Origin of the sequence: Actinoplanes lutulentus (genome assembly GCF_003259845.1) — a bacterium.
Lineage (GTDB): Bacteria > Actinomycetota > Actinomycetes > Mycobacteriales > Micromonosporaceae > Actinoplanes > Actinoplanes lutulentus.
Window position 1 is genome coordinate 274,995 of sequence record NZ_QLMJ01000013.1, and the last position, 7,579, is coordinate 282,573.

Annotated in this window: 7 protein-coding genes; 4 read left to right on the plus strand and 3 right to left on the minus strand. The window is 71.7% G+C overall.

What is annotated here, in order from left to right:
• The first annotated feature begins 52 nt into the window (after positions 1–52).
• The gene (gene prfA / locus B0I29_RS26830; RefSeq protein WP_111651845.1) at positions 53–1,144 is read left to right on the plus strand and encodes a peptide chain release factor 1; all 1,092 of its coding nucleotides are present in this window, start codon (positions 53–55) and stop codon (positions 1,142–1,144) included.
• Here prfA and B0I29_RS26835 read toward each other — a convergent pair.
• The 3 genes from B0I29_RS26835 to B0I29_RS26845 are packed head-to-tail and all read right to left on the minus strand — an operon-like array spanning position 1,128 to position 5,290.
• The gene (locus tag B0I29_RS26835; protein ID WP_111651846.1) at positions 1,128–2,492 is read right to left on the minus strand and encodes an outer membrane protein assembly factor BamB family protein; all 1,365 of its coding nucleotides are present in this window, start codon (positions 2,490–2,492) and stop codon (positions 1,128–1,130) included. The two genes, prfA and B0I29_RS26835, sit on opposite strands and share 17 nt — an antisense overlap.
• Positions 2,492–3,793 (minus strand): PQQ-binding-like beta-propeller repeat protein, encoded by a 1,302-nt coding sequence (locus B0I29_RS26840; RefSeq protein ID WP_111651847.1) that lies wholly within the window; start codon positions 3,791–3,793, stop codon positions 2,492–2,494. The genes B0I29_RS26835 and B0I29_RS26840 overlap by 1 nt, the downstream gene beginning before the upstream one ends.
• Positions 3,794–5,290, minus strand: coding sequence for a GGDEF domain-containing protein (locus tag B0I29_RS26845; protein WP_111651848.1), 1,497 nt, complete (start codon positions 5,288–5,290; stop codon positions 3,794–3,796). It abuts the gene before it with no gap.
• Between the two features lie 82 nt (positions 5,291–5,372).
• On the opposite strand from B0I29_RS26845, the gene prmC reads away from it, so the two are divergent.
• From prmC to B0I29_RS26860, 3 genes are read left to right on the plus strand one after another with little or no spacing between them, the layout of a single operon-like run.
• Complete coding sequence (gene prmC / locus B0I29_RS26850) at positions 5,373–6,245, plus strand: peptide chain release factor N(5)-glutamine methyltransferase (protein WP_111651849.1); 873 nt, start codon at positions 5,373–5,375, stop codon at positions 6,243–6,245.
• Between the two features lie 24 nt (positions 6,246–6,269).
• Positions 6,270–6,914, plus strand: coding sequence for an L-threonylcarbamoyladenylate synthase (locus B0I29_RS26855; protein WP_245972756.1), 645 nt, complete (start codon positions 6,270–6,272; stop codon positions 6,912–6,914).
• A gap of 1 nt (position 6,915) precedes the next feature.
• Complete coding sequence (locus B0I29_RS26860; protein WP_111651851.1) at positions 6,916–7,503, plus strand: arsenate reductase/protein-tyrosine-phosphatase family protein; 588 nt, start codon at positions 6,916–6,918, stop codon at positions 7,501–7,503.
• Positions 7,504–7,579 lie beyond the last annotated feature (76 nt).

Consider the following 7,579-nt stretch of genomic DNA (forward strand, 5'->3'; position numbering starts at 1 on the left):
CGGGACGGGCGCCGTTCGCGTGTGGGTCCGCTCGAAGGCTTGGGAGAGATCGATGAGCAACGACCGTTTGACCATGCTTCTCGATGAGTACGCGGGCCTGGAGAGGCAGATGGAGGACCCCTCCATCCACGCTGACCAGGCGTTGGTGCGCCGGGTCGGCCGCCGCTTCGCCGAGCTGGCCCCGCTGAACACCGCGCACAACGAGCTGGAGGCGGCCCGCGCCGATCTGGCCGCGGCGAAGGAGCTGGCCGCCGAGGACCCGGCGTTCGCCTCCGAGGTCGAAGCGGTCGCCGCCGTGCTCCCGGCGCTGGAGGCGAAGCTCGGCGAGATGCTGATGCCGCGCGACCCGAGCGACGCCAAGGACGTGATCGTCGAGATCAAGGCCGGTGAGGGCGGCCAGGAGTCCGCGCTCTTCGCCAGTGACCTGCTGCGCATGTACACCCGGTACGCGGAACGGCGCGGCTGGATCGTCGAGGTGATCGACTCGCAGGAGTCGGACCTCGGCGGTGTGAAGGACATCTCCGTCGCGGTGAAGACCAAGGGCGTCCCGGCGGGCGGCCACGGCGTCTGGTCCCGGATGAAGTGGGAGGGCGGCGTGCACCGGGTGCAGCGTGTGCCCGTCACCGAGTCCCAGGGCCGGATCCACACCTCGGCGGCCGGCGTGCTGGTGCTGCCCGAGGCCGAGGACGTCGAGGTTCATATCGAGCCCGGTGACCTGCGGATCGACGTGTACCGCTCGTCCGGCCCCGGCGGCCAGTCGGTCAACACCACCGACTCCGCGGTCCGGATCACCCACCTGCCCACCGGCACCGTCGTGAGCTGCCAGAACGAGAAGAGCCAGCTCCAGAACAAGGAGTCCGCGATGCGGATCCTGCGGTCCCGGCTGCTGGTGCAGGCGCAGGAGGCGGCGGACGCGGCGGCCGGCGACGTGCGCAAGTCCCAGGTTCGTACGGTGGACCGCTCGGAGCGGGTCCGCACGTACAACTTCCCGCAGAACCGGATCACCGACCACCGGATCGGGTACACGGCGTACAACCTCGACCTGGTCCTCGGCGGCGAGCTGGACGGTGTGCTGGACGCTCTGGCCCAGGCCGACCGGGACGCCCGCCTGGCCGGCGAAACGGAACTCAGCCGACAGAAGTGACCACCACCTCGCCGGTCCGCTGACAGGCGAGGTAACGGCCGGCCGCGTCGCAGCGTGAGCCCTCGACCTGGTCGGCCGACGACGCCAGCTGGCCGACCCGGGTGATCTCGCCGGTGGTGAGGTCGAGATGGTCGACCGCGTCACGCAGCGGCCCTTCGCCGTAGATCCGGTGCAGCAGCACGATCGAGCCGTCGAACGGCTCGTACCGCACCGGCCAGCCCACGCCGCCGGCGCCGATCTGCTCGCCGGTGGCCGGGTCGACCAGGAACTGGGCCGGCGGGTCGGCGTTGTTCGAGGCGAGAATGTAACCGCCGACCAGCATCAGCCCGCTGGACTCGCCGGTGCGCTCCCAGACCTTGCGGCCGGTGAGCGGGTCGAGGCCCTGCAGGGTCAGGCCGTCGGCGAGACAGAGCGTCGGACCGCACTCCATCAGGTACGAGTACGACGGCGCCTCGATCTCCCACAGCCGTTCCAGGCTGCCGGTGCGATAGGCGGCGAGCCGGGCCTTCGCCGGGTCGTTGCGGCTCACCATCACCAGGTCGTCGGCGATGGTCAGGTACGTGTCGATGCCGCTGTCCGGCTGCGCCGGCGTCCAGGGCAGCTGCTTCTCCTTGATGAGCGAGCCGTCCGCGTACCGCAGCACCGTCGTCCGGCCGGTCGGGTCGGCGAGGACGACCAGGACCGGCGCCGGACCCTCGTTCTTGACGATCATGTGCAGCGTCTCGCTGACCGGGCGGCGCCAGATCTCGGCGCCGGTACGCGCATCCGCGAGCCACACCGACACGAAGTTCCCCTCCGGATTGCGCTCGGCCAGCAGCACCGACCCGGAAGCCGCAGCCTGCACCTCGCCGGTCACCTTCCAGAGTCGTTCCCCGGTGCGCGCGTCCATGGCCGTGGTGGCGCCGCCGTACGCGATCTGGCCGAAGCTGCCGTCGTCGTACTCGAGGTTCGAGAATTTCTCGTCGCCGGGGATCAGCAGCAGCCCGGCTTCCTCGCCCTGGTACATCCAGTTGACGTTGCCCTCGCTGGGCCGCGACCAGAGGACTTTGCCGGTGGCCGGCTCGTAGGCCGTGAGGTCCACCTGGTTGATGCCGGTGTTGCGGAAGACGAAGATGCCGTCGGCGCGGATCGTCATCGAGTCCTGATCGGTGATCGGCGCCGACCAGAGGTCGCGGACGAGCGGCAGCCCGGGCGGCTCACCGGGGCCGACCAGGAACGCGCAGGCCAGGACGATGACGGTGAGGAGCATTCGGCGTACCGAATGGGGGTTGAACTCGGTCTTGATGGTGGGTGTCTCGGGCTCGCTCGGGAGGCTGTTGTTGAACTCGCCCAGGTCGATCACGGTCATCACGGCACCGCGGCGACGATGACCCGGTCCCAGCCGGTGCAGATCAGATAACCCGGTGTGGTCCGGCAGGACTGCTGGTCGGGCAGCGGTTCGAGCGAGCCGAGCAGGGCGGTCCGGCCGGTACGCAGATCGATGCGGGTGACCGAGGTCCGGCCGATCGGCTCGGTGGACGGGCGCAGCAGCAGGACCTCGTCGTCCCAGCGATCGGCCCAGGCCACCCACCCGTGCACGCTGCCGGACAGCGCCCGGCCGGTCCGGCTGTCGAGCAGGGTGTGCTCGCCGCCGGTCTGCTGGTCGGTGAGAAGTCGATCGTCGGTCACCACGGAGGCGATGATCTCAGGGCCGCGCCACAGCTCGCGGCCGTTCCCGGGGTCGAGCGCGACGAATCCGCCCTGCCCCCAGGAACAGATGATCGTGCCGCAGTCGGTGATGTCGTCACGACGACGCGTCTCGGTGAGGGTGTCCAGCCGGTAGACGCCGACGGAGGTAGGCCCGTCATCGGGGGAGACGGCCACCCAGAGACGGCCATCGCGGGCGGTGAAGTCGTTGTAACCGGTCTTGATCGGCGCGACCCGCGCGGCCGCCTCGCGGGTGCCGTCGGCGTGCCGCAGGACCGTGACGTCACCGGCGGTGGTCCTGGTGATCACCCGGTTCATCCGGCCGCCGGCGATCTCGACGATGGCTTCCCGGACCGTGGTGCCCTGGCTGGTCCAGATCGGCTCGCCGTCCTCGATGCGGACCCGGGACACCGCCGCGATGCCGCCTCGGGGATCGAATTCGGTCAGCATCACGTCGGTGCGGTCGATGCCCTGCCAGAGCGGCTCGCCGGCCCGGCGCCACAGCTCCGCACCGGAGCCGGCACGCAGGGCGACGGTGGTCCGGGAGGCCTGTGCGGCCGGGCCGCCCGCGGTTCCGGCCGAGGCCGGGTCGATCGAGACCAGCACCGGCCCGCCGCCCGGCGCGGGGTTCACGCCGATCAGGTGGGCGTCGGTGCCCCAGCGCCACAGCCGCCGCCCGTCGGCCAGCGAGAACGCCTCCAGTTCGGCCCGGTCACCGCCGCTGACCATGTAGAGGATCTCGGCGGAGAGCACGATGCTCTTCTCCGAGTTGTACGGCGTGGTCCACAGCTGGCGAAGGCTCGGTGGCTCCGGCCGGACGGCGCCACCGCAGGCCAGCACCAGCAGCAGCACCGCGAACAGGACGGACTGCCGGATCCGGCGGCGATCGAGTCCGGCGGTGATCGGGCCCGCCGCCGGAGTGGGGCGGGCGTCCGTCATGTCGCCGAGCTCGATCACCGCCATTTACGTCTGTTTCCGGCTCGCTGCCGCGGCGGCCAGGGCGGCGCTGAGCCCACGGCCGTTGCGGCCCACCTCGGACCACCCGGCCGCCAGCCCGATCGGCGAGCCGGGAACCAGGCCCTGCCAGTTCTCCGAGTCGGCGGCCGCGCCGATGCGGCGGGCCACCTCGGCCGCCTGGCTCGGCCCGGCGCCCGGCAGGACCAGCACGAACTCGTCACCGGCGAACCGGGCCACGAAGTCGCCGCGGCGCATCGTCTTGTGCAGCACGCCGGCGATGCGCTGGAGCACCAGGTCGCCGCGATGCCGGCCGTGCCGGGCGTTGACCGCGGTGAACCCGACGATGTCGCAGATCCCGATCGCGGCCCGCTCACCCCGGGCGAGCAAGGTTTCCACGTAACGCTCCAGCTGACGGCGGTTGGGCAGCCCGGTCAGCGGGTCGACCAGGGTCTCGTCACCGTAGCGACCGGAGTCACGGTGGGTCTCCTGCGCGTCCAGGCGGGCGGCCACGCCGTCGAGGTATCCGTCGCGCAGCTGGTCGATGCGCTGGGCGGCGAGGCGGAACGCGTACCGATCGGCGGCGTGCGCGGCCGCGTGGTCGCCGGCGCTGGCGTGGCAGATGCTGCGCAGCCGGGCCGGCTCGGGCGCGCCGAGCACCTCGGCGGAGACCGGCACTGCCTCCAGCATGGACAGAGCCCGCTCCGGTTTGCCGTCCGCGATGGTGAGGCAGACCGCGCCGAGATGCCGCAGGTCCCGGGTCCGCACACTGTCGCCGCCGCCGATCAGCCAGGGCGCGGCGTCGGCGCCGGTCGGCTCACCCAGCGCGGCCCGGCGGGCCAGGGCGTATCCGTAGACCGTCCGGCTGCCGGGGCGCAGCTGGTCGGTCGCGATGTATCGGGAGAGCTCGGCGTCGATGTCGCGCAGCACCCGCAGGCAGCCGTCGGTGTCGCCCTGATGGTCGAGCGCGACGGCGTTGCGCAGCCGGATGCCGGGCGCCGCGAAGATCTCCGGCGCCAGGCCGGCGCTCGCGCCGACCTCGCGGGCCTGCTCGATCGCGGTCAGAGCCTGGCCGTGAAAACCCAGATATGAGTACGCCATGGCGAGGTCGTGCCAGCCCCACGCGGTCTCCGAGTCGCGCTCCGGCACGGCGGCCAGCGCCCGGGCGGCCTGCACGAGATGGGTCACCCCGCGGTCCAGATTGCTCTGCAGGTGCGCGCCGAGGGCGGCGAACGCGTGCATCTGGCCGCGCAGATAGGGATCGGGAACCTCGCGGACGGCCTCGGAGGCGGCGGCCATCGCGGCGGAGAGCTCGGCGACACGGCCGAGATTGATCAGCGCGCCGAACCGCTGCACCAGGGCGTAGGCCCGGGTCAGGGGATCGTCGGACGCGGCCAGAACCGCATCGAGGATCGGAAGTGCCTGCGCGGACCGCCCGTTCTGTTGCAGTTGCCCCGCCCGGCGCAGATCCTCGACATGTTTCGCGAGCTGGTCCAACCAACCCACCCGGCGCCTCCCACGGCCTCGGCGCGCCGTGGGGTCACCCGGCCGACCTCCTGCGTGCGCGACGTCTCATGATTATGCCGTGATGGCGAGCCACGAACACCCCCGCGAGAGCGCGGATCGAACCCGTCTGGCACCGGAACTGGCCGCGGCGACGGCTGAGCTCGCCGCCGCCGGGGTCGAATCACCGCGGGTCGATGCGGAACTACTGGCCGCGCACGTGCTCGATGTGTCCCGCGGAAGACTTCTCATCATCGACTCGATGCGGCCGGGCGAGTCGGCCCGTTTTCGCGAGCTGGTCGCCGAGCGCGCCCGCCGCATCCCGTTGCAGCATCTGCTCGGCACCGCCGCGTTCCGCCATCTGGAACTCGCCGTCGGCGACGGCGTCTTCATTCCCCGCCCGGAGACCGAGCTGCTGGCCGGGTGGGGGATCGAGCAGACCACGCCGGGCGCGACAGTGGTGGATCTGTGCAGCGGCAGCGGCGCGATCGCGCTCTCGGTCGCCGACGAGTCACAAGCCGGCCAGGTGATTGCCGTCGAGCGCTCACCGTCCGCCTTGCGCTGGCTGCGGCGCAACGCCACACCCTTCCCTTCGGTACGCGTAATCGAAGGCGATGTGACCGATCCTGATCTGCTGTCCGATCTGCACGGTCAGGTGGATGTGCTGCTCTGTAACCCGCCGTACGTCCCGGACGGCACTCCTGTGCCCCCCGAGGTGTCCGATCACGACCCTGCCGAGGCGGTCTTCGGCGGCGGTGACGGGCTCACCGTGATCCGCCCGGTGATCGCTCTCGCCGCGAAGCTGCTGCGCCCCGGCGGTGTGCTCGGCATCGAGCACGACGACGTGCACGGCACGGCCGTACCCGGGTTGCTCGATGCCGACGGACGGTTCGCCGAGGTGACGGCCCACGACGACCTCACCGGCCGCCCGCGATATGCGACCGCTCGTCTTCGGTAAAGGCATGGCAGACTGCACGTCGTGATGCTCTACGACTGTGCCACCGTCGCCGACCGGGACCGTGGCATCGCGGCGGCCGTCGAGGCGGTCAAGAGCGGCGAACTCGTGGTTTTCCCCACCGACACGGTCTACGGCGTCGGCGCGGACGCCTTCACCGCCCATGCGGTCACCCAGCTGCACCACGCCCGCGGTTCGGACCGGCGCGTGCCGCCGCCCGTGCTGGTCGGCTCCCGGCACACCCTGGACGGCCTGGTCTACTCGCTGCCCCGGGCCGCCCGTGAGCTGGCCGACGCGTTCTGGCCGGGCGCGCTCACCATCATCGTGGAGCACTCGCCCAGCCTGCAGTGGGACCTCGGCGACACCGGCGGCTCGGTGGCCGTGCGGATGCCGCTGCACCCGGTCGCCCTCGAGGTGCTGCGCGAGGTCGGCCCGATGGCCGTCACCACAGCGAACAAGCTCGGCTCGCCCGCCCCGCTCACCGCCGACGAGGCCCGCGACCAGCTGGAGTACGCGGTTCGCGTCTACCTGGAAGCCGGTCCCGCCCTGGACCCGGCACCCAGCACGATCGTGGACGTCACCGGTGACGTGCCACTGATGCTGCGGGCCGGCGCCATCCCCCTCGAGAAACTGCGTGACGTGGTTCCCGACATCGTTGATGGGCAGGCCTGACGTGGCGCCGTTCACCGTCCTGCACATCTGCATGGGCAACATCTGCCGGTCGCCGATGGCCGAGCGCCTGCTGGCCCGGGCCGTGCGCGACCGGTCCGGTGAGCCCGACCTGCTCCGCAGCGTCAGCGCCGGCACCGGTGGCTGGCACGAAGGCGAGGAGATGAACCCGCCGGCGGCCCGTCAGGTCCGTGCCCGGCGCGGTTCCGACGAGGGTTTCGCCGCCCGCAAGCTGCGCGGCGACTTCATCGACGAGGCCGACCTGATCCTCACCGCCACCTCCGACCAGTACGACTACGTGGTCGCGCTGCGCCCGGACGCCGCCGAGCGGACGTTCGTGCTCGGCGAGTTCGGCCGCCTGCTGGCCGGCATCGACAGGTCCGCCCTGCCGCCGGCCGAGCCGAAACCGGACGCCGTGCACGCCCGGGGTTCGGCGATCGTCGCGGCGGCCGCCCGGCTGCGTGGCGACAGCGACCCGCAGCCCGGCGACGACCTGGACGACCCGTGGGGCCGTGGCGACCAGACGTTCCAGCGCATCGGCGACGAGATCGAGGACACGACGGTCCCGCTCGCCAAGCTTCTCCTTCCGTGATCGTCGCCGCTGATGCGGCCGGGATTCGCCGGGCCGTCGAGATCCTGGCGGCCGACTCGGTGGTCGCGTTTCCCAC